This window comes from Halomonas sabkhae (assembly GCF_030409265.1).
GTDB lineage: Bacteria > Pseudomonadota > Gammaproteobacteria > Pseudomonadales > Halomonadaceae > Halomonas > Halomonas halmophila.
In genome coordinates this window covers 233,053-252,858 of the sequence record NZ_JAUFPM010000006.1, presented here as the reverse complement: position 1 = coordinate 252,858, position 19,806 = coordinate 233,053, and the positions used below count along the sequence as shown (strand labels likewise).

General features: G+C 64.3%; 20 protein-coding genes and 1 tRNA gene. 4 read left to right on the top strand and 17 right to left on the bottom strand.

The genetic code is table 11. The annotated features are described in order from the left end of the window. Positions 1 to 15: 15 nt before the first annotated feature. From hisS to QWY79_RS05660, 11 genes are all read right to left on the bottom strand, one after another. Positions 16 to 1,302, bottom strand: coding sequence for a histidine--tRNA ligase (hisS, locus tag QWY79_RS05710; RefSeq protein ID WP_290270757.1), 1,287 nt, complete (start codon positions 1,300 to 1,302; stop codon positions 16 to 18). 24 nt (positions 1,303 to 1,326) lie between these two features. Then, a complete protein-coding gene (ispG, locus tag QWY79_RS05705) occupies positions 1,327 to 2,442 on the bottom strand; it encodes a flavodoxin-dependent (E)-4-hydroxy-3-methylbut-2-enyl-diphosphate synthase (protein WP_141320371.1) in 1,116 nt (371 codons plus the stop codon). Positions 2,443 to 2,447: 5 nt separating this feature from the next. After that, positions 2,448 to 3,533 carry a RodZ domain-containing protein gene (locus tag QWY79_RS05700; RefSeq protein ID WP_290270754.1) on the bottom strand — a complete coding sequence of 362 codons (1,086 nt, stop codon included), beginning with the start codon at positions 3,531 to 3,533 and terminating at the stop codon, positions 2,448 to 2,450. 29 nt (positions 3,534 to 3,562) lie between these two features. Continuing rightward, positions 3,563 to 4,285, bottom strand: coding sequence for a type IV pilus biogenesis/stability protein PilW (gene pilW, locus QWY79_RS05695; protein WP_290270752.1), 723 nt, complete (start codon positions 4,283 to 4,285; stop codon positions 3,563 to 3,565). Between the two features lie 108 nt (positions 4,286 to 4,393). Then, on the bottom strand, positions 4,394 to 5,521 hold the full coding sequence (gene rlmN / locus QWY79_RS05690) for a dual-specificity RNA methyltransferase RlmN (protein WP_290270750.1): 1,128 nt from the start codon (positions 5,519 to 5,521) through the stop codon (positions 4,394 to 4,396). 54 nt (positions 5,522 to 5,575) lie between these two features. After that, positions 5,576 to 6,004, bottom strand: a complete 429-nt coding sequence (gene ndk / locus QWY79_RS05685) for a nucleoside-diphosphate kinase (RefSeq protein WP_141320379.1) — start codon at positions 6,002 to 6,004, stop codon at positions 5,576 to 5,578. Positions 6,005 to 6,176: 172 nt separating this feature from the next. Continuing rightward, entirely contained in the window at positions 6,177 to 6,503 is a 327-nt protein-coding gene (locus tag QWY79_RS05680; RefSeq protein ID WP_141320381.1) for a HesB/IscA family protein, read from the bottom strand. Positions 6,504 to 6,524: 21 nt separating this feature from the next. Continuing rightward, the gene (locus QWY79_RS05675; RefSeq protein ID WP_141320383.1) at positions 6,525 to 7,673 is read right to left on the bottom strand and encodes an aminotransferase class V-fold PLP-dependent enzyme; all 1,149 of its coding nucleotides are present in this window, start codon (positions 7,671 to 7,673) and stop codon (positions 6,525 to 6,527) included. Positions 7,674 to 7,761: 88 nt separating this feature from the next. Then, positions 7,762 to 8,229 carry a Fe-S cluster assembly transcriptional regulator IscR gene (iscR, locus tag QWY79_RS05670; protein ID WP_141320385.1) on the bottom strand — a complete coding sequence of 156 codons (468 nt, stop codon included), beginning with the start codon at positions 8,227 to 8,229 and terminating at the stop codon, positions 7,762 to 7,764. Between the two features lie 99 nt (positions 8,230 to 8,328). Then, complete coding sequence (gene cysE, locus QWY79_RS05665) at positions 8,329 to 9,264, bottom strand: serine O-acetyltransferase (protein WP_290270742.1); 936 nt, start codon at positions 9,262 to 9,264, stop codon at positions 8,329 to 8,331. 74 nt (positions 9,265 to 9,338) lie between these two features. After that, positions 9,339 to 10,130 carry an RNA methyltransferase gene (locus QWY79_RS05660; protein WP_290270740.1) on the bottom strand — a complete coding sequence of 264 codons (792 nt, stop codon included), beginning with the start codon at positions 10,128 to 10,130 and terminating at the stop codon, positions 9,339 to 9,341. Between the two features lie 215 nt (positions 10,131 to 10,345). Here QWY79_RS05660 and QWY79_RS05655 point away from each other — a divergent pair, with 215 nt between their 5' ends. Both QWY79_RS05655 and QWY79_RS05650 read left to right on the top strand, forming a co-directional pair. Further along, positions 10,346 to 11,140: an inositol monophosphatase family protein gene (locus tag QWY79_RS05655; protein ID WP_290270739.1), complete on the top strand. Its 795-nt coding sequence runs from the start codon at positions 10,346 to 10,348 to the stop codon at positions 11,138 to 11,140. A gap of 161 nt (positions 11,141 to 11,301) precedes the next feature. After that, entirely contained in the window at positions 11,302 to 11,643 is a 342-nt protein-coding gene (locus tag QWY79_RS05650; RefSeq protein WP_141320393.1) for a hypothetical protein, read from the top strand. Positions 11,644 to 11,757: 114 nt separating this feature from the next. On the opposite strand, the gene secF is transcribed toward QWY79_RS05650, so the two are convergent. The 5 genes from secF to queA form a co-directional block, all read right to left on the bottom strand. Next, positions 11,758 to 12,687, bottom strand: coding sequence for a protein translocase subunit SecF (gene secF, locus QWY79_RS05645; protein WP_290270735.1), 930 nt, complete (start codon positions 12,685 to 12,687; stop codon positions 11,758 to 11,760). 9 nt (positions 12,688 to 12,696) lie between these two features. Beyond that, a complete protein-coding gene (gene secD, locus QWY79_RS05640; RefSeq protein ID WP_290270733.1) occupies positions 12,697 to 14,547 on the bottom strand; it encodes a protein translocase subunit SecD in 1,851 nt (616 codons plus the stop codon). 137 nt (positions 14,548 to 14,684) lie between these two features. Next, positions 14,685 to 15,023, bottom strand: coding sequence for a preprotein translocase subunit YajC (gene yajC, locus QWY79_RS05635; RefSeq protein WP_290270731.1), 339 nt, complete (start codon positions 15,021 to 15,023; stop codon positions 14,685 to 14,687). An 80-nt stretch (positions 15,024 to 15,103) separates the two neighbouring features. Continuing rightward, entirely contained in the window at positions 15,104 to 16,222 is a 1,119-nt protein-coding gene (tgt, locus tag QWY79_RS05630) for a tRNA guanosine(34) transglycosylase Tgt (RefSeq protein WP_435389764.1), read from the bottom strand. A gap of 42 nt (positions 16,223 to 16,264) precedes the next feature. Then, complete coding sequence (gene queA / locus QWY79_RS05625) at positions 16,265 to 17,317, bottom strand: tRNA preQ1(34) S-adenosylmethionine ribosyltransferase-isomerase QueA (protein ID WP_290270727.1); 1,053 nt, start codon at positions 17,315 to 17,317, stop codon at positions 16,265 to 16,267. A gap of 137 nt (positions 17,318 to 17,454) precedes the next feature. Here queA and QWY79_RS05620 point away from each other — a divergent pair. Both QWY79_RS05620 and QWY79_RS05615 read left to right on the top strand, forming a co-directional pair. Further along, a tRNA-Leu gene (locus tag QWY79_RS05620) sits at positions 17,455 to 17,541 on the top strand. A gap of 88 nt (positions 17,542 to 17,629) precedes the next feature. Further along, on the top strand, positions 17,630 to 17,803 hold the full coding sequence (locus tag QWY79_RS05615) for a hypothetical protein (protein ID WP_290270725.1): 174 nt from the start codon (positions 17,630 to 17,632) through the stop codon (positions 17,801 to 17,803). Here QWY79_RS05615 and QWY79_RS05610 read toward each other — a convergent pair. Further along, positions 17,791 to 18,756: a zinc-binding metallopeptidase family protein gene (locus tag QWY79_RS05610; protein ID WP_141320403.1), complete on the bottom strand. Its 966-nt coding sequence runs from the start codon at positions 18,754 to 18,756 to the stop codon at positions 17,791 to 17,793. The two genes, QWY79_RS05615 and QWY79_RS05610, sit on opposite strands and share 13 nt — an antisense overlap. Positions 18,757 to 19,806: the final 1,050 nt, after the last annotated feature.

The window sequence follows — 19,806 nt, the reverse complement described above, 5'->3', positions numbered from 1 at the left end:
TGGCTATGCGGTCCGTCAGGCTTCCGATAACAGCTCGTCCAGCGTCGCGGCCAGTTCGCTGTGTTCGATACGGCGTTGCTCGCGCTCCTCGCGCAGAAACTTGAGCGTGACGCTCTGACTGGCCAGCTCTTCGTCGCCGAGCAGCAGCGCCAGACGCGCCCCGCTCTTGTCGGCCTTGCGGATACGGCTCTTGAAACCGCCACCACCACAGTGCAACTGCAGGCGCAGGCCGGGCAGTTCGTCACGCAGTCGCTCGGCCATGCCCAGGGCGGCGGCCTCGGCGTCCTCGCCCATCGGCAGCAGGTAGACATCCAGAGTATCGAGGGCGGCGTCGGGCACCAGGTCCAGCGTTTCGAGCAGCAGCACCAGGCGCTCGACGCCCATGGCAAAGCCCACGGCCGGCACCGGCTTGCCGCCCAGCTGTTCGACCAGCCCGTCATAGCGGCCGCCGGCACAGATCGTGCCCTGGCTGCCCAGTGCCTCGGTGGTCCATTCGAAAACGGTCCGCGAGTAGTAGTCCAGGCCGCGCACCAGGCGTGGGTTGATCACGTACGCGATGCCGGCGGCATCGAGGATGGCGGTGAGCCGCTCGAAGTGCGTCTGCGACTCGGCATCCAGGTGGTCCATCAGGCGTGGCGCCTCGGCCAGCAGTTCGGCCATGGCCGGGTTCTTGGAATCCAGGATACGCAGCGGGTTGGTCGACAGCCGACGCCGCGAGTCTTCATCGAGCATCTCGTAATGTTGCTCGAAGTAGCTGACCAGAGTCTCGCGATAGGCAGCACGCGCTTCCGGCGAACCCAGGGTGTTGAGTTCCAGGGTGACCTGATCGAAGAGGCCGAGCTGCTTCCACAGGCGTGCCGACAGCAGGATCACCTCGGCGTCGATATCCGGGCCCTCGAGGCCGAAGGTTTCCACGCCGACCTGGTGAAACTGGCGATAGCGTCCCTTCTGCGGGCGCTCGTGGCGAAACATCGGCCCCTGATACCACAGGCGCTGAGTCTGGTTGTGCAGCAGGCCATTCTCCATGGCGGCCCGCACGCAGCTGGCGGTGCCCTCGGGCCGCAGGGTCAGACTGTCGCCATTGCGATCCTCGAAGGTATACATTTCCTTCTCGACGATGTCGGTGACCTCGCCGATGGAGCGCTTGAACAGGGCCGTCTGCTCGAGGATGGGCGTGCGCATCTCGTCATAGCCGTAGCGCCCCATCAGGGAACGAATCTGCTGCTCGAAGTACTGCCAGAGGGGAGCCTGCGCCGGCAGCAGGTCGTTCATGCCCCGAATGGCCTGGATTTTCTTGCTCAATGATGACTCCTTCACGTGCCGGGATCAGGCGTCCCGGGCGATCACGTCCTGTTCTGCCTGCTGCTTCTCGCGCACCTTGTCGCGAATCAATCGCTCGAGGTCATCGACCAGATGGTCGTTGCGCAGCTTGCTTGACGGTTTGCCGTCGACGTAGACGAGGTTGGCCGGGCTGCCGCCGGTCAGGCCAATGTCGCTCTCCTTGGCCTCGCCGGGGCCATTGACCACGCAGCCGATGACCGAGACGTCGAGGGGGGTCAGCACATCCTCGAGGCGTTCCTCGAGCTCGTTCATGGTGCCGATGACATCGAAGTTCTGACGCGAGCAGCTCGGGCAGGCCACGAAGTTGATGCCCTTGGAGCGCAGGCTCAGGCTCTTGAGCATGTCGAAGCCGACCTTGACTTCCTCCACCGGATCGGCCGCCAGCGAGACCCGGAGCGTATCGCCGATGCCGTCCATCAGCAGCATGCCCAGGCCGATGGACGACTTGACGGTGCCCGAACGCAGGCCGCCGGCCTCGGTAATGCCGAGGTGCAGCGGCTGTTCGATGCGCGAGGCCAGCTCGCGGTAGGCGGCCACGGCCATGAACACGTCCGAGGCCTTGACGCTGACCTTGAAGTCCGGGAAGTCGAGGCGATCCAGATGGTCGATGTGGCGCATCGCGGATTCGACCAGGGCAGCCGGCGTCGGTTCGCCGTATTTCTTCTGCAGGTCCTTCTCCAGCGAGCCGGCATTGACGCCGATGCGAATCGGGATGCCGTTGTCGCGGGCGGCACCGACCACGGCGGCGACCCGGTCTTCACGACCGATGTTGCCGGGGTTGATGCGCAGACAGTCGACGCCGAGCTCGGCCACGCGCAGGGCGATGCGGTAATCGAAGTGGATATCCGCCACCAGCGGGACCTTCACGGCCTGTTTGATGCGTCCGAAGGCTTCGGCGGCGTCCATGCTCGGCACCGAGACGCGCACGATGTCGGCACCGGCGTTCTCGAGTTGCTGTATCTGCGCCACGGTGGCATCCACATCGAGCGTGTCGGTGTTGGTCATGCTCTGCACAGAGATCGGAGCGCCGCCGCCGACCGGCACATCGCCGACATGGATGCGGCGGGATTGACGGCGTTGGATGGGCGATGGTGCGTGCATATGACTCACTCTCCCAGGGTGAAACGAGCGACATTGTTGGCGCCTGCGCGCTCGCTCAGGTCGATGGCTTCGCCATTCCAGTCCAGTTCGACGCCGGTGGCATTGCCCACGGTCAGCCGGAAGGGCGGTTCGCCCTCGACGCGTGCCGTGGTGCCCGGTTCCTGAAGTCCGACGAAGACACGCTGGTTGCTGGCATCGAAGATTTCGGTCCAGGACTGCTCGTTGAAGGTCAGATTGAGTACCCGCGACGTGGCCTGGGCAGTCTGTGATGCCGCCTCGGCCTGGGTCGCGGATTCGGAGTCGGCGTTGCCCTGCGACTCGGCGGGTGCGCCCTCATCCCCTGCGGACGCACTTTCCGGCGCCGGCTCGTCCGACTCGGTGTTCTGCGCCGAGCCCTCGGATGGGCTGCTGTCCGTCTCGGCAGTGCCGTCGGTCGTGCTGTTGTCGTCCGCGTCGTCGGCCGAGGCCGTCGTGCCTTCCGGAGCCTCCAGCAGGTTGGCCGTGTCGTCCGCGGCGTCGGCACTGCCGGCGTTGTTCGCGGCGGCATCGCTGCCGCTCGTCGACGCATTGTCGCTGGCCGGGGAGCCCGACTCCTCGACCAGGGCGGCATTGCCGTCCATGTCATCCACGGACACCGGGGCGTTGTCTCCCGGTGAGGGCGGTTCGCTGCCGCCGCGACTCTGCCACCACATCAGGGTCAGGCCGATCAGGCCGGCGATGACGATCAGGGTGACCAGCCGGAACAGCCAGGTGCCCAGCCGGGAGGGGGGCTTGTTGAGCACATGGACGGGGGCCACCTTGTGCTCCAGATCTTCCTTGCCGAAACGCGCGTGATAGGCTGCCAGCACGCGTTCCTCATCGAGGCCGAGCAGGCTGGCATAGCTGCGCAGATAACCCCGCCGATAGGTGGCAATCGGCACTTCCTCGTAACTGTCCTTCTCCAGGCCGTTGATCACGGCCGGGCGCAGATTGAGCGCCGCAGCGACTTCCTCGCGCGATAGTCCCAGGGTTTCCCGCTCCCGCCGCAGCAACTCGCCAGGCGAAGCCTGGTCGGGCGTCGCGTCGGGTTCCTGGAAAGGTGTGTCGCTCATGGCGTGAATCCTTGATTGGAAAACAGGGCTCAGGGCGTGCCTGGCGATGCGGCCGGCGGCCGTTGGCCGTCCCGGGCGCGTGCAATCTTGTCGGCCAGGCGGGCCGCCTGGCTATCTGGACCGGCCAGACGTCGGTAATGTTCCAGGTGCCGTTCGGCGCTGCCGAGGTTGCCCTGCGTAGTCTCGAGTTCACCAAGGTACAGGTGGCCGCCGGCATGGCCAGGGTCGATGCGCAGGGCATCCTCGAGACTGGCGCGGGCAGCGGCTGCTTCGCCGCGTGCCAGCTGACAGCGCCCCAGATTGACGAGCAGTCGGGCACGCTCCGCGTAGTGGCGATCCTGGCTGGCTCGCTGCAGCTGATGGCAGGCGGCATCGAATCGACCCTGACCATACAGGAAGGCCGCGTAATTGTTGCGTGCCCGCGTCAAATCGGGGGCTGCCTGCAGCGCCTCGCGGAAGGCGGCATCGGCCAGGCGCGCGTCGCCGCGGCGCTGATGAACCATGGCCATGGCCTGGTGTGCCGCGGCGTCATCCGGGGCCAGCTCCAGGGCGCGGCGCAGGGCCTGCGAGGCACGCGGCAGATTGTCCCGGGCCAGATAGGCCTCGCCGAGGCGTGTGTACGCTTCGGCTGGCCGCGCGTCCTGCGGCACCTGGTCGGCGCGCATGGCACATCCACTCAGCCATAGCGCGCCGATCAAGAGCGCCGCGATCCGCTGCTGTCGGTAGCCGTCGAGGCTCGGGCGACCCGTCATGGCATCCTCGCAGAGGCGTCGTGTCCCGGGCCGGCCTGCCGGCCGCCCCATGCTAAAAGCGTGTCCATCAAAGCGTCGCGCCCGAGGGAAGTCAAGACGTCACGCGCCTCAATCCGCGTCGATCTGGATCGACTGAATATAGCGTTCGTGGCGGCGTGTACGGTCCTTGACGCGGCCCACCAGCTGGCCGCAGGCGGCATCGATATCGTCGCCGCGGGTCGAGCGGATCGTCGCGTTGAGGTTGAGGTCGTACAGCCACTGCTGGAAGCGCTTCACCTGGTTGCGCGATGGCGTTTCGTACCCCGAGTGCGGAAAGGGGTTGAAGGGGATCAGATTGATCTTGCTGGGCAGCTCCTCGAGCAGCTCGGCGAGTTGCTGGGCGTGCTCCTGCTGATCATTGACGTCCTTCATCATGGTGTACTCGATGGTCACCACGCGCGCATCGTCGCACTTCGCCAGATATCGCTTGCAGGAATCCAGCAGGGTGCGAATGTTGTACTTGCGGTTGAGCGGTACCAGCTCGCTGCGCAGCTCGTCATTGGCGGCATGCAGCGAAATGGCCAGGCTCACGTCGAGTTCGTCGCCCAGCTTGTCCAGCATCGGCACCACACCGGAGGTGGAGAGCGTGACACGGCGCTTGGAGAGGCTGTAGGCGTTGTCGTCGAGCATCAGCTTCATGGCCGGCACGACATTGTCGTAGTTCATCAGCGGCTCGCCCATGCCCATCATCACCACATTGGTGACGGGGCGATTGGCGGTGTCGTGGCGTGGCCCGAAGCTGTTGCTGGCCACCCACACCTGGCCGATGACCTCGGCGGCAGTGAGGTTGCGCTGGAAGCCCTGCTTGCCGGTGGAACAGAAGCTGCAGTCCAGCGAGCAGCCGACCTGCGAGGATACGCACAGCGTGCGCCGCTTGCCGTTCTCGGCCGGAATCAGCACGGTTTCGACATAGCTGCCGTCCTCCACTTCCAGGACCCACTTGCGGGTGCCGTCATTGGAGGAGCCTTCGTAGACCACGCTGGGGCCGCGTATTTCGGCGACCTCGGCAAGGCGGGCCCGCAGGGCTTTTGACAGGTTGGTCATGGCCTCGAAGTCGTCGCAGCCTTCCTGGTGAATCCATTTCATCACCTGAGCGGCGCGAAACTTCTTCTCGCCGATGGAAAGGAAGAACGCTTCCATTTCCTCGCGCGTCATGCCGAGCAAGTTGAGGCGTTGGGAAGCAGTGGTGGCAGTCATGATAGTCAGCGGTCGGTCGGGGCGGGGGTGCTGGCACCCCCGCTGGACGGGGGATCAGCCTCGCGGGCAGATCTCGTCGTCGCTAAAGAAGTAAGCGATTTCACGCTCGGCGGATTCCGGCGAGTCGGAGCCGTGCACCGCATTGGCGTCAATCGACTGGGCGTAATCGGCACGGATGGTGCCGGGGTCGGCTTCCTTGGGATTGGTCGCGCCCATCAGGTCACGGTTGGCGCTGATGGCGTTGTCGCCTTCCAGCACCTGGACGATGACCGGGCCGGAGGTCATGAAACCAACCAGATCGGGAAAGAAGGGGCGATCCTTGTGCTCCGCGTAGAAGCCTTCTGCCTTCTCCTGGGAGAGGTGCAGCATCTTGGCGGCGACGATCTTCAGGCCGGCGTTTTCGAAGCGGCTTTCGATCTCGCCGATGGCGTTCTTGGCAACGGCGTCGGGCTTGATGATGGACAGGGTGCGTTCTGTAGCCATGGGCGTGCTCTCCAGGTATCGGCTAATGATGGCCTCGCGCCGCCCCGAGGGTCTCGGCGCGGCGCGGGGCTTATGGTTGATGCGGTTCGGCCTGAGCTGCCGAATGGGCGCAGAGTATACCGTCCCGGAGCGGTGATGAACAATTCACGCCGCCCGCTGCCTGACGCCGGGGTCAGACGCTGAAGCTCTCGCCGCAGCCGCACTCGTCCTTGACGTTGGGGTTGTTGAAGCGGAAGAAACGGTTCAGCCCTTCCGAAACATAGTCGACTTCACTGCCGTCGAGCATTTCCAGGGCGTCCGGGGCGACGAACACCTTGACGCCGTGCTCCTCGAAGGCCACGTCATCGTTTGAGGCCTCATCGGCGAAGTCGAGTACATAGCTGTAGCCCGAGCAGCCGCTGGGCTTGACCGTGACACGCAGCCCCAGGCCGTGCCCGCGCTCGTCGAGCACGCGATGGATCTGGTCGGCAGCGGCAGTGGTGATGGATAGGTTAGCCATGATGGCCTCCTGCTCGATAAATTAGCGGCGAAGCCCGGTCAGGGCATGCCTCAATGTGGCAATGGTCCGGTCGATATCGTCTTCGGTGGTGAAACGGCCGAAGCTGAAGCGCAACGAGGCCAGCGCCAATGGCCGGGTCACACCGATCTCTTTCAACACATAGGATGGCTCGACGCTGGCGGAGTTGCATGCCGATCCGGTCGAGACGGCAATGTTGCGCAGCGCCATCAGCAGCGACTCGCCGTCGACGCCGGAAAAGCCCAGGTTGAGAATGTTCGGCACCGAGGCCTCGGCGGTACTGTTGAGATGGACGCCGTCGAGGTCGGCGAGCCCCTCGAGGAAGCGGTCGCGCAGGCCTTCGATGCGGGCCTGATCCGCCTCGCTCTCGCGGCCGGCGATGGCAAAGGCCTCGCCCATGCCGGCGATCTGGTGCGTCGGCAGGGTGCCGGAGCGCATGCCGCGCTCGTGGCCGCCACCGTGAATCAGGGCCTCGAGCCGGATATCCGGCGAGCGCTTCACGTACAAGGCGCCGACGCCCTTGGGGCCATAGGCCTTGTGGCCGGAGAGCGACATCAGGTCGATGCCCTGGTCGGCCACGTCCAGGGGCAGTCGGCCGACGGCCTGGGCGGCGTCGCTGTGAAAGAGCGCACCGACTGCGTGGGCGGCCTCGGACAGCGCGGCCAGGTCGTGGATGCTGCCCAGCTCATTGTTCACTGCCATCAGCGAGACCACCACCGTGTCGTCGCGCAGCACCTCCTTGAGGGCTTGCGGGCTGATGCGCCCACTGGCATCGGGAGTCAGCCAGGTGACGTCGCAACCTTCCTTTTCCAGCGCCACCGCGGTGTCGATGACGGCCTTGTGCTCGATGGTCGAGGTCACCAGGTGGCGACCCTTCTCCCGATTGGCCCGCATAACGCCGATCAGCGCCAGGTTGTCGGCCTCGGTGGCGCCGCTGGTCCAGACGATCTCGCGCGGGTCGGCCCCGATCCGGTCGGCGACCTGTCGGCGCGCGCTCTCGACGGCCTGTTCGGCCTGCCAGCCGGGCATGTGGCTGCGCGAAGCAGGGTTGGCGAACACGCCATCCAGTGTCAGATGCCGGCTCATGACCTCGGCGACCCTGGGATCGACGGGAGTCGTGGCAGCGTAATCGAGGTAGATGGGTGCGCTCATGGGCGATGAACCCTTGATCCAGGTACCACGCTCGGGCGGCGGCCCGGGTGGTGGAGCGTTGGATGAATCGGCGACAGTTGCACCCGGTTCAGGGTGACGAGGCCGGAATCTGCTTGTCGGCCACACGGCGTTGCCGCGTGGCAATGGCCTGAAACTCGTTGCGCCCGGCCAGTTGCCCGAGGGTGACCCCATCCAGAAAACCGTGGATCTGCTCGGAAAGCTCGTGCCACAGGTGGTGGGTCAGGCAGGTGTCGCCCTGCTGACAGTCCGACATGCCACCGCAACGTGTGGCATCCACCGACTCGTCGACGGCATCGATCACCCGGGCCACCGAAATGTGCTCAGCGGCTTGCGTCAACAGGTAGCCGCCGCCCGGGCCGCGTACGCTTTCCACCAGACCGCTGCGCCGCAGACGAGCAAACAGCTGTTCCAGGTAGGACAGCGAGATTTCCTGGCGCTTGGCGATGTCGGCGAGGCAAATCGGCCCCTGGTCGGCGTGCATCGCCAGGTCGAGCATGGCGGTGACGGCATAGCGTCCCTTGGTGGTCAGGCGCATGGTGCTTCACCTCGGCACCGGGTTGGACGTCGGTCATCTTGCCGGCCAGCCGCAGCATGGTCGGCAGGATGTCATTATGATAAAGACCCAGTATACGGGTCAACCATTACGCTGCCGGTCGTGGCGGGAGTCCGTTGGCGTGCTGTCCTGCTCGGCCTCGCGCGGCGCGTCCGCTTGCGGGCTGTCGTCGGGCGTTGCATCCGCGGGGTCCGCTTGTTGTGCCGATTCCGTCTCCGATGGCGGGCAGCAGTGGTCCACGCCTTCCAGGATGTCGGCAAAGTCCTCTTCGCGCAGCTCGGGCAGCCGTCCGTCGCGGAAGCCGGCATCGATCTGGCGCAGCGTCGAGCACATGCGCTCGATGCGCTCGTCGACCACGTGCATGTGATCGAGCATGGCCTGCATGGAGCGAGCCACGGGGTCGGGCATGTCCTGGCTGACGCCATAGGCGTCGAAGCCGAACTTGCGGCGGATGGCCTCGCGGCGTTCGGGGTCGACCTGCAGGGCTTCTTCGGTATCCGGGTCGCTGCGCTGCACGATCTTGCCGGGAATGCCGACCACGGTCGCGCCGGCCGGCACTTCCTTGGTGATGACGGCATTGGAACCCACCTTGGCCGCGGCGCCCACGGTAAAGGGACCGAGGATCTTGGCGCCGGCACCGACGATCACGCCGTCGCCCAGGGTGGGGTGGCGCTTGCCGTGATGCCAGCTGGTGCCACCCAGGGTGACGCCCTGGTAGAGCGTCACGTCATCACCGACCACGGTGGTCTCGCCGATCACCACCCCCATGCCGTGGTCGATGAAGAAGCGCCGGCCGATGCTCGCCCCGGGGTGAATCTCGATGCCGGTCAACCAGCGCCCCAGGGTGGAGAGGGTGCGAGCCAGCCATTTCAGGTTGCGCTGCCACAACCAGTGGCCCAGGCGATGGAGCAGCAGGGCGTGCAGGCCCGGATAGTTGGTCAGGACTTCGAGAAAGTTGCGTGCCGCCGGGTCACGGGCAAATACGCTGTTGATGTCCTCGCGCAGACGTTGAAACATGCGGCGATCCTTGGGTTAGGGCGAGTCGTTGTCTGTCATAGTGGGCGTCGCTCGCGCGGCGTTCAAGCGGTGCCTCAGGAGTCGGCGTGCGGCCCGTGGTGTCGCGAGTCGGGCGCCGCGTCCGGCTCGGCTGGCGCGGCCGACGCCTGGCGCTGGGTGGCGGTCAGGATGCCGCGCAGGATGTTCAGCTCCATGCGCTCGGGGCGTGCCTTGAAGGTGTAACGGCGCAGGCGCGCCATCAGTTGACGCGGCATGGCCGGATCATGAAAGCCGATCTCGACCAGGGTGCGCTCCAGGTGCTCGAAGTAGTGCTCGAGTTCCTGATGGCTGGCCAGGGGCTCGGCTGCCGGCGCCTCAGCGTCGCCGTCTCCTTCCAGCCAGGCCAGACGACACTCGTAGGTCACGACCTGCACGGCGGCCGCCAGGTTCAGCGAGCTGAAGTCCGGGTTGGTGGGGATGTGCACATGCGCATGACAGCGCTGCATCTCGGCATTGGTCAGGCCGCTGTCCTCGCGGCCGAAGACCAGGGCGATGCGGCTGTCCGTGTCGGCCAGCTCGTCCGTCAGGCGTGCGCCGAGCTGGCGTGGCGTGAGCATCGGCCAGGGCAGGGTGCGCGAGCGGGCACTGGCGCCCACCACCAGGGTGCAGTCGCCGACGGCATCCTCCAGGCTTGCCACGCTGCGCGCCTGGTGCACCAGGGTGTCGGCTCCCGAGGCACGGGACACGGTCTCCGCGCTGATCGGCTCGCAACGCGGCGCCACCAGCGCCAGGTCACTGAGCCCCATGTTGTGCATGGCGCGGGCCGTGCCGCCGATGTTGCCGGGATGGCTGGTACCCACCAGAACGATGCGTATACGCTCGAGCATGAGAACGTCCAATTGGAGACTGTCTGAGAAACGACCGCCCATCTTAGCACGATGCGGCGGCGCTGCATGGCACGCGCGTGGCGTTTCTGCTAGGATTCGCGCCAACCAGCCGATCGCATCGGCTCGGGCAGTCGGCACAGGGTCACCGTATCAGGGCCCTGCGTCACTGCCTGGCTCCCGTTCTTTAACATCACCGAGACTCCCAAGGCCCGATCATGCATCCGATGGTCCAATTCGCACTGCGTGCTGCGCGCAGTGCCGGCGAGCAGTTCCTGCGCATCCGCGAGCGCATCGAGAACGCTCATGAAGAACACAACCTCGACAAGCTGCTCGAGGATACGGCGCGCAATGCCGAGACACTCATCCAGCGCCAGCTGGCGCGCGGGTATCCCCAGCACGGCGTCGTCGGCCGCTACACCCCCGAGAGCGAGGGGGAAGGCGAAGGACGCGACGTGATGTGGCAGATCGAGCCCGTGCACGGCTATTCCAACCTCACCGTCGCCGCCTCCGGCTTCGCGCTCTCGGTGGTTTGCATGGTCAAGGGCCGTCCGGAGCATGCGGTGGTGATCTGTCCCTTCAGCGATGACGAATACCTGATGAGCCGTGGCCGTGGCGCCCAGCTCAATGGCAAGCGTATCCGTGTGCCCCGCCATTACGCCATCGAGGGTGCGCGTATCGCCATGGGGCTGCCCGAGGCCTCGCTGCGTTCGCGCCTGCAGCCGACCCACCTGACCCTGACCCAGCAGCTGGCGCCTCGCGTCGAGCTGATGCGCGCTTCCGGCAATGCCTTGCTGGACATCGCCGAGCTGGCCTCGGGGCGTGCTGATGCCGCCTTCGTGCTGGGCATGGAAGAGCAGGAGCTGCAGGTCGGCTCGCTGATGCTCAAGGAAGCCGGTGCCTTGATGGGAATGCCCGATGGCCAGCCCACGGTTGCCGGCAATCAGCCGTTGATGGCCGCGGGACCGCGCCTTTACAAGGCACTGGTCAAGCAGCTCAAGCCGCACTTCTGAACCGGGGGCATGGGAGGCGTGGCGTCTCGACAACATCTCGTTACGTTTTCGAGACTGTTCGAGAGCGGTCACTGGGTGTACGTTGAAGGTAGCCAGTGGTCATGGTGGCTGCTGGCTTCATGCCCTTCGGGCCATGAACACCATCCGCGAGAGGAGTGACGATGCAACCCCTCAGCTATTACTACTACAACGTGCTGGAAAGCCTCGAGAAGCCTTGTGATGTGCCTGCTGCACACCTGCAGGAAGGCTTTGACCTCTTGTACCACTACGGCGGCCGCGTCGAGATGGACCTGATGCGTCGTGCCGAGGCAGCCAGCTCGAACAATGACCCGCTTCATTGGCATGAAGCGCTGGATGACGAGCAACGCGACAAGTTGCTGCGCGCCTACAAGGACGAGAACCCGGCCAAGATTCTCAAGGTGATGCAGCGCAACGGCTATGCCAGCGTGCTCTATCACCATGCTCGGGAGGTGTTTCAACCCGATGCCCAGGGTGTCGCCTAGCGGTACCATCCCTGACGGGGCAAACCGGGCGCTGTACCGGATGTCAGCGGATAAAAAACGCCACCCGATCGGGTGGCGTTTTGCATGGCGGCAGCGGTATCGGCGCCGCGCCAGTCAGGGCAGCTCTTCCTCGCCTTCCTCGTCGTCGTCCTTCTGCGGTGGCATCAGGTCCACGCGCTGCAGCTTGAGCGGCAGCAGCAGGGCGGCGGAGACGTAGATGGACGAGAAGGTACCCACTGCCACGCCGATCAGCAACGCCACGGCGAAGAAGTGGATCATGTCGCCGCCGAGGAATACCAGGGCCAGCAGCACCAGCAGCGTCGTGCCGGAAGTCGCCAGGGTGCGCGACAGCGTCTGGTTGATGGATTCGTTGAAGATGGCGGGCATGTCATCGATGCGCGATTTGCGAATGTTCTCGCGGATACGGTCATAGACGACGATGGTGTCGTTCAGCGAATAGCCGATGACTGCCAGCACGGCCGCCAGCACGGTCAGGTCGAACTCGAAGCCGAACAGCGCGAAGGCGCCGATGACGATGATGACATCGTGCACCAGGGCCAGCAGTGCGCCGATGGCGAACTTGTACTGGAAGCGGAAGGCCACGTAGAGCATCACGATGCCCAGTGCCACCAGCATGCCCATGCCACTCTGGTCGCGCAGCTGGTCGCCGACCTGGGCACCGACGAACTCGGCGCGTACCAGCTCGACATTGCTGCCGGCCTGGCTCAGCAGGTCGACGATTTGATCGCCGACACCGGCCTCGAAGGTTTCCTGCAGTCGAATCAGCACCTCGGTAGAAGTGCCGAATGTCTGCACCACGACGTTCTGGAAGCCGGCGGCCTCGAGTGTCTCACGCACGGCATTCAGCGTCGGTGCCGTGGCATAGCGCACCTCGACCAGGGTGCCGCCGGTGAAGTCCAGCCCCAGATTGAGGCCCTGCAGCGCCAGCGCGACCACCGACACCAGCAACAGGATGGCGGAGGTGATGAAGGCGTAACGCCGCTTGCCCATGAAATCGAGCTGTCGATTGATGAGAGATTGCATGGCCACTTCCTATATCCAGAGCTTGTTGATCGGCCTGCTGCCGTAACGCAGGTTGACCATGGCGCGCGTCACCAGCAGGGCGGTGAACAACGAGGTCAGGATGCCCAGCGACAGGGTCACGGCGAAGCCCTTGACCGGCCCGGTGCCGATCGAGAACAGAATCAACGCCACCAGCAGCGTGGTGATGTTGGCATCGACGATCGACGAGAAGGCGCGCTCGTAGCCCGCATGGATGGCCTGTTGCGCCGAGAGGCCATTGCGCAGCTCCTCGCGTATCCGCTCGAAGATCAGCACATTGGCGTCGACCGCCATGCCCAGTGTCAGCACGATGCCGGCGATACCCGGCAGCGTCAGGGTCGCGCCCAGCATCGACATGGCTGCCACCAGCAGGGTCAGGTTCAGCGCCAGGGCGATGTTGGCGAAGACGCCGAAGACCCGGTAGCGCACCAGCATGAAGAGCACCACCAGCAGCAGGCCGACCTGCACTGACATGACGCCGCGCTCGATGTTCTCGGCGCCCAGGCTCGGCCCGATGGTGCGCTCCTGGGCGAAGTACATGGGAGCGGCCAGCGAACCGGAACGCAGCAGCAGTGCCAGGTCGGCCGCTTCGGTGGGTGACTCCAGGCCGGTGATGCGGAAGCTGTTGCCCAGCGCACTTTGAATGGTCGCCAGGCTGATGATGCCGCGCTCGGTGTCCTGGCTGCGCACCGTGGTCTCTTCGCCGTTTTCCATCACGGTGCGTTCGACCGTGTTGTGCTCGATGAACAGCACCGCCATGTTGCGGCCGATATTGGTCCGGGTGGCACGGTTCATCAGGGTGCCGCCGGTGCCGTCCAGGTCGATGTTGACCTGGGGGCGCCCGTTCTGGTCGAAGCCCTGGTTGGCGTTGGACACCCGGTCACCCGTGATGATGATGTCCTGCATCAGGGTGGCGGTGCGCGCCTGGTTGTTGCGGAACGGGAAACTCTCGGTTTCGGATTCCGGCGTATCGGGGCGCGCCTCGAGGCGGAATTCCAGGTTGGCCGTGGCGCCGATGATGCGCTTGGCGGCCGCGGTATCCTGCACACCGGGCAGCTGTACCACGATGCGGTTGGGCCCCTGACGCTGGACCAGTGGCTCGGAGACGCCCAGCTCGTTGACGCGGTTGCGCAGCGTGGTCAGGTTCTGGTTGACCGCATAGTCCTGGATCTCCTCGACGGCATTATCGGTCAGGGCCATTTCCAGGCCGGCACCACGCGTCTGCTCGACATTGCTGTAGTCGAGATCCGGGTACTGCTGGGCGATCACCCGGCGCGCGTCACTGCGATCCTCCTCGTTCATGAAGGCCATGCTGATCGAGCGCTCGCCGATCTCGGTGTTGCGATAGCGAATGCGTTCCTCGCGCAGCATGTTGCGCATGGCGCTGGCATCGGATTCCAGCTGCTGGGTGATGGCGGCATCCATGTCGACTTCGAGCAGGAAGTGCACGCCGCCGCGCAGGTCGAGCCCCAGTGTCATGGGTGATGCGGCCAGGGATTCGAGCCAGCCAGGGGTGGACTCGGCCAGGTTGAGCGCCGTGACATAGTCGTCGCTGAGCGAGTCGCTGATCAGATCCCGTGCCCTTGCCTGGTCATCGGCATTGGTCAGGCGCAGCAGGACGCTCTTGGGCTGGCGCTCGGTAGCCTGAATGTCGATATCGGCATCTGCGAGGGTGGCTTCGAGGCGCTCGAGGCGTTGCTCGTCGAGCGTGAATTCGCCGCGGTCACTACTGATCTGCACCGCCGGGTCAGCCGGAAAGAGGTTGGGGAGCGCATAGATCAGGCCGACGACGAGGACGAGGAGTATCAGCAGATACTTCCACAGGGGGTAACGGTTGAGCATGGGGGCCCTGCCCTCAGGTTGCTGATGATGGAGACGGGCAATACGTCATCACGAGCACCGGGCGGAGCCGGTCGGCCGGGCCCCGCCGCGGCGGTCGCAGGGCAGCCCGCATCGTCGAGCGATGCAGGCGTGTCTGCTTAGATGGACTTGAGCGTGCCCTTGGGAAGGACGTTGGCCACGGCATTCTTCTGAACGCTGACCTCGGTGCCCTCGGCGATTTCCATGGACAGGAACTCGCTGTCGTCGCTGACCTTGGTGATGCGCCCCAGCATGCCACCGCCGATGACGATCTCGTCACCCTTGGAAAGGCCGGCGATCAGGTTCTTGTGCTGCTTGGCACGCTTGGACTGGGGGCGCCACAGCAGAAAGTAGAAGATCAGCACGAAGCCGACCAGCATCACGATTTGGGCGATGCCACCGCCCGGTGCACCACCGGCATCCTGCGCCAGGGCCGGGGAAATGAAGAAGTCCAGCATTTACGACAATCTCCTGAGTCGTGGTGAAGAAAGTGGCGCCATCGGGGCGCTCGCAACCGGCCTGCAAGGTCGACCAGTCGTCAATTCGGTGCGGGAGGTACCGGCAGACCACGCTGCGCATAGAACACTTCCACGAAGTTCGCCAATGTACCCGCTTCAATGGCACCGCGCAAACCAGCCATGAGGCGCTGATAGTGACGCAGATTGTGCACGGTATTGAGCATCGAGCCGAGCATTTCGCCACAGCGGTCCAGATGGTGCAGATAGGCACGCGAAAAATGCTGACAGGTGTAGCAGTCGCAGCCTGCCTCCAGTGGCCCGGTGTCATGGCGGTGCCGGGCATTGCGGATCTTGACCGTACCCTCGGCGGTGAACAGGTGGCCGTTGCGCGCATTGCGCGTCGGCATCACGCAGTCGAACATGTCGACCCCGCGACGCACGCCTTCCACCAGGTCTTCCGGCTTGCCGACGCCCATCAGATAACGCGGCTTGTCGTCGGGCATCCACTCGGGCAGGTAGTCGAGCACCTCGATCATTGCCTCCTTGGGCTCGCCCACCGAGAGGCCGCCGATGGCGTAGCCGTCGAAGCCGATCGCGTCGAGGCCCTTGAGCGAGGCCTCGCGCAGTTCCGGGTACATGCCGCCCTGAATGATGCCGAACAATGCCGACGGTGAGTCGCCATGCGCGTCCCGCGAGCGCTGCGCCCAGCGTAGCGACATCTCCATGGAGCGTTTGGCTTCTTCGAAGGTAGCCGGGTAGGGCGTGCACTCGTCGAAGATCATCACGATGTCCGAGCCCAGCGAGCGCTGCACGGCCATGGACTCTTCCGGCCCCATGAAGACCTTGGCGCCGTCCACTGGCGAGCGGAAGTGCACACCCTGCTCGGTGATCTTGCGCATCTCGCCCAGCGAGAAGACCTGGAAGCCGCCGGAATCGGTGAGGATCGGCTTGTCCCACTGAGCAAAGTCGTGCAGGTCGCCGTGCTGCTCGATGACCTCGGTCCCCGGGCGCAGCCACAGGTGAAAGGTATTGCCGAGAATGATCTCGGCGCCGATCTCCTGCACCGACTGCGGGGTCATGCCCTTGACGGTGCCGTAGGTGCCCACCGGCATGAAGGCAGGCGTCTCGACACGGCCGCGCGGGAAGGTCAGGGTCCCTCGGCGCGCCCGGCCATCGCTGGCGTGGCGCTCGAAGGTCATGAAGCATTCTTTTCGCATGTCACTCTCGATTGATAAGCGGTATCACCGGATGCCACCAGGTGTCTGGCGGGTCAGGAACATGGCATCGCCATAACTGAAGAAGGCATAACCCTGCTCGACGGCTTCCCGGTAGGCCCGCATGACGGTCTCGAAGCCGGCGAAGGAGGCGACCAGCATCAACAGGGTCGACTCCGGCAAGTGGAAGTTGGTGACCAGACCGTCGACCACCTGCCATTCATAGCCCGGGTAGATGAAGATATCGGTCTCGCCGCTGAGCGGGGCGATGCGGCCGTCCGGGCTCTGCTGACAGGCCGACTCGAGGCAGCGCACACTGGTGGTACCCACGGCGATGACGCGGTTGCCCCGGGCCCGAGCCGCGCGGACTCTGGCACAGGCGCTCTCGGAGACCTCGATCCACTCGCTGTGCATGTCATGCTCGCGAATGTCATCGACGCGCACCGGCTGAAAGGTGCCGGCTCCCACGTGCAGGGTGACGAAGGCGCTCTCCACGCCCTTGGCGGCGAGCTGCTCGAGCAGCGGCTCATCGAAATGCAGCCCGGCCGTCGGCGCCGCCACGGCGCCATCGCGACGCGCATAGACGGTCTGGTAGCGCTCGCGGTCGGAGAGCTCGTCCTCGCGCGTGATATACGGAGGCAGCGGCATGTGACCATGCTGTTCGAGCAAGGCGATCAGCGGCGTCTCGCCCAGAAAACGCAGCTCGAACAGGGCCTCCCGCCGGCCCTCGACCACGGCCTGAATCCCGCCCTCGAAGGTCAGCTCGCTGCCGACAGGGGGCGACTTGCTGGAACGCAGGTGGGCCAGGCCGCGGTGGGCATCCAGAGGTCGCTCGAGCAGCATCTCCACGCGGCCGCCGCTGGCCTTGTGACCATGCAGGCGGGCCGGTATGACGCGGGTATCGTTGAACACCAGCAGGTCTCCGGGGTCGAGCTTGTCGAGCAGTGCCGGAAAGCGTTGATGGTCGAGCTCGCCACTGGCGCCATCGACGCACAGCATGCGGCAGTCACTGCGTTGCTCGGAGGGATAACGGGCGATCAGCGCCTCGGGAAGCTCGTAATGGAAATCGGCGCGCTGCATGACGTCACTCGGTTGACCGGATAAAACACATTCGAAGGCTGGCCTTGCCAGCAGGTCGCACAGGATACCGCTTCAGCGCGGTGAAGTCAGCGCGGTGATTGACCTGCTTATCAGGCTCCGTATAATGCATCGCCGTTGCCGGTGTGGCGGAATTGGTAGACGCAGCGGATTCAAAATCCGCCGCTGTAAAAGGCGTGTCGGTTCGAGTCCGACCACCGGCACCACCCTGAAATCCAGCCGCTTGCGGCTCCCCTTTGACTCCCCTCAGTACGCTTCTTCTCTGCCCGGCAGATCGCCGATGGAGAACCCCACATGAAACGCCACGACGATGCCGTCGTCGAGATGCTGCGCGATGACCCGGACATGGTGCCTGAATACCTGCGTACCGCTTTCGATGAGCTGGAGGAGGAAGGCGGCGAAGTGGCCTTGCTGATGGTGCTTCGCCACCTGAGTGCGTTGCGTTCATTCCTCCCTCAACGCCCCTGAGCGCCTCGGCGCAGCCAGTCATGCACGAATGTCAGCTTGCGCAGCGCGGCTTCCGAGAGCACGAAGGGGTAGAGGTCCGAGAGCCCCATGGCACGGTTGACGTGGTTGACGCCGACCGTGAGCGAGGCGGCTACATGGATCAGGCGCCGCGCGTCCGGCTCTGAATACGGATCCCAGCCCCGTCCGGGGAGTTCCGGTGATGACAGCCCCGCGGCAACGAAGCTGTCGGTGATATCGGTCAGATGCAGCAGGTGGGCCGTGGTTTCGGCCCAGTCTTCATGAGGGTGCGCGGAGGCGTAGCTGGTCAGATAATGCTGGTGCCAGTCGGCCGGCGGGCCGTTCTGGTAATGCTTTTGCAGGGCCGCGGGGTAGTCGGCGCGTTCATCGCCGAACATGGCGCGAAAGGCGTCGAGGAAGTCGGCGCGCAGGCTGAGTCGCCACCACAGCATGTGGGCGATCTCGTGGCGCATGTGGCCGATCATGGTGCGGTAGGGCTCGTTCAGCTCCTTGCGACGGGCGGTGCTGAGCACCGGGTCCGCCTCGGCCACGCTTATGGTCACCACCCCCTGGGCATGCCCCATGGCCACGGGGTTGGCGCCTTCGGCGAGCATGTGAAAGACCGGGCGTGTGCCGGGGTCCTCCGGCCGGAACCAGTGCCAGCGGCCCAGGTTATCGAGGGCCCAGCGCTTGGCGGCTTCGGTCTGCGCCCAGTTGGGAATGGCGTCCGGGATGGAAGGATCCGGGGCGAGGGCTGTCATCGCGCAGGAGCGGCAGAAGGCGCCCGCTTCCGGCGCGATCCAGTTGCAGCCGATGACGTCCCGGTTGGCGCAGAAAGGCGGCATGGGCAGAAAGGCTCTGGCCTGCGGGTCATACGCCACAGGAGTGCCGTCGGCGGTGGCCAGGTTGTCGAACCACAGGGCGCCGGCGCCTACCGGATTGGAAAAGATATGCATACAGCAAGGGCTCCAGCAGAGGGGCAGGGCAGATGGAAGGCGTCGGGCGGGATGCCGGTTCGGTACAGGGCGTATCGGGCATTCGCCCACCTTCCATGCGCGCCTCGAGTATAGGCCCATCCTGGCGAGGCAGCCATGCGGCCCTGGTACCGTCGGGGTCGGGGACTGTCTGTAGTCGGCTGGCAACATCGCCCGGAGCGCCTTTACTCGGCCATCTGTCTGCTTCGCGAAGAGCGCTGGCAGGTCGCCGATGTGATGCTTATGGCTGTATACGCAACTCACGTGAAGCCCCAGTGGTTCAGCGACTTGCTCTAGGCACCGTTGTCCTGTGGCCATGAGCATGCAGCAGTGAAAAATGCCGTCGGTTCTGAACGCCGATTGATAAGAGCCCTTGGGTTTGAGGAAACACTCTCAAATGCAAGCCGCATCGCGATAGCCGCTGTCCATGGCGGCTACCTCCCGGGTCAAAATTCGCTCCTGGTGAAGTTGGGCGTGGTGCTGGTGCGCCAGGCCGTCAGTACGCCCAACGACTCGCTATGTCTCGCTTTCTATGCTCCGTGCGCCTTGCGTCCACCTCATGGTGTACGGAATGCCAAGGCCCTTCAGAGACGAGGCTAACCTTCACTATGATCGGTTGCTTTTCAGTTCTTCCTCGTTTATTGATTCGGAGTTTTTTCAATATACTAGGGTTTTGGGAGGTTTTTTAGGGCGTTATTTGATGGGTTTTTCAGAAATTATGGGGGGTGTGGTAATAGAAATCGTTGATTTTTAAATGTTTTTCAGGTTTTTTTGTTTTTGTGTTGACGGGGTTTTCTGTCTCCGAATTTCCTGGAGATTTTGCTGTTTTATTGTTGAGTGATTTTTGGGTTTTTTGGGAATGATGCTTTATTACCATCCATATTTTTTGCCTAATTATTGGTTTCCTGTATTAGATTGTTGTTGAGGTTATTTTTTAAAAAGATGAGGTTTTCGATCCTTTTCGATCCGATAGGTTTAGATATTTCGAGGGTGTGTGATGGTTATTTTGAGGAGGTGAAAAGAATTTTTCCG

Coding starts and splice junctions, on each gene's coding strand:
- QWY79_RS05655 (WP_290270739.1), top strand. CDS start 10,346: ATGCATCCGATGGTCCAATTCGCACTGCGTGCTGCGCGCAGTGCCGGC.
- QWY79_RS05610 (WP_141320403.1), bottom strand. CDS start 18,756: ATGCATATCTTTTCCAATCCGGTAGGCGCCGGCGCCCTGTGGTTCGAC.
- tgt (WP_435389764.1), bottom strand. CDS start 16,222: ATGACCTTCGAGCGCCACGCCAGCGATGGCCGGGCGCGCCGAGGGACC.
- ndk (WP_141320379.1), bottom strand. CDS start 6,004: ATGGCTACAGAACGCACCCTGTCCATCATCAAGCCCGACGCCGTTGCC.
- secD (WP_290270733.1), bottom strand. CDS start 14,547: ATGCTCAACCGTTACCCCCTGTGGAAGTATCTGCTGATACTCCTCGTC.
- QWY79_RS05660 (WP_290270740.1), bottom strand. CDS start 10,130: ATGCTCGAGCGTATACGCATCGTTCTGGTGGGTACCAGCCATCCCGGC.
- QWY79_RS05700 (WP_290270754.1), bottom strand. CDS start 3,533: ATGAGCGACACACCTTTCCAGGAACCCGACGCGACGCCCGACCAGGCT.
- QWY79_RS05675 (WP_141320383.1), bottom strand. CDS start 7,673: ATGAGCGCACCCATCTACCTCGATTACGCTGCCACGACTCCCGTCGAT.
- yajC (WP_290270731.1), bottom strand. CDS start 15,023: ATGCTGGACTTCTTCATTTCCCCGGCCCTGGCGCAGGATGCCGGTGGT.
- QWY79_RS05680 (WP_141320381.1), bottom strand. CDS start 6,503: ATGGCTAACCTATCCATCACCACTGCCGCTGCCGACCAGATCCATCGC.
- cysE (WP_290270742.1), bottom strand. CDS start 9,264: ATGTTTCAACGTCTGCGCGAGGACATCAACAGCGTATTTGCCCGTGAC.
- QWY79_RS05650 (WP_141320393.1), top strand. CDS start 11,302: ATGCAACCCCTCAGCTATTACTACTACAACGTGCTGGAAAGCCTCGAG.
- pilW (WP_290270752.1), bottom strand. CDS start 4,285: ATGACGGGTCGCCCGAGCCTCGACGGCTACCGACAGCAGCGGATCGCG.
- queA (WP_290270727.1), bottom strand. CDS start 17,317: ATGCAGCGCGCCGATTTCCATTACGAGCTTCCCGAGGCGCTGATCGCC.
- iscR (WP_141320385.1), bottom strand. CDS start 8,229: ATGCGCCTGACCACCAAGGGACGCTATGCCGTCACCGCCATGCTCGAC.
- secF (WP_290270735.1), bottom strand. CDS start 12,687: ATGCAATCTCTCATCAATCGACAGCTCGATTTCATGGGCAAGCGGCGT.
- rlmN (WP_290270750.1), bottom strand. CDS start 5,521: ATGACTGCCACCACTGCTTCCCAACGCCTCAACTTGCTCGGCATGACG.
- ispG (WP_141320371.1), bottom strand. CDS start 2,442: ATGCACGCACCATCGCCCATCCAACGCCGTCAATCCCGCCGCATCCAT.
- QWY79_RS05615 (WP_290270725.1), top strand. CDS start 17,630: ATGAAACGCCACGACGATGCCGTCGTCGAGATGCTGCGCGATGACCCG.